The sequence below is a fragment of the Streptomyces sp. HSW2009 genome (assembly GCF_040240285.1).
GTDB lineage: Bacteria > Actinomycetota > Actinomycetes > Streptomycetales > Streptomycetaceae > Streptomyces.
The window spans coordinates 1-293 of the sequence record NZ_JBEHZD010001225.1; the positions used below are offsets into that span (position 1 = coordinate 1).

1 pseudogene is annotated in these 293 nt (G+C 80.2%); it reads right to left on the reverse strand.

What is annotated here, in order from left to right:
* Positions 1–293 (reverse strand): annotated as a pseudogene (locus AAHZ94_RS35285) (PQQ-binding-like beta-propeller repeat protein); the annotation flags it as partial.

Consider the following 293-nt stretch of genomic DNA (forward strand, 5'->3'; position numbering starts at 1 on the left):
GGGGCGGGGGGGGGGGCCCCGGGGTTCTCGGGGGGGGCGGGGGGCGGGGGGGATGGGCCCCCGGTCCAGGGCCTGGGCCCCGGCTACGTCGCGGGGCCGGAAGACCCGCCGGCCGGTGCCGGTGTCCAGCGCGTGCACCTCGAAGGAGGTGACGTACAGCAGGGCGCCGGCGACCGCCGGGGTGCCCCAGACGTCGTTGGACATCCGGAACCGCCACGGGCGCCAGCGCCCCTGGTCGGGGCCGCCGTCGCCGTCGCCCACCGGGTGCGGGGCGTGGCCGGGGTCTTTTACAC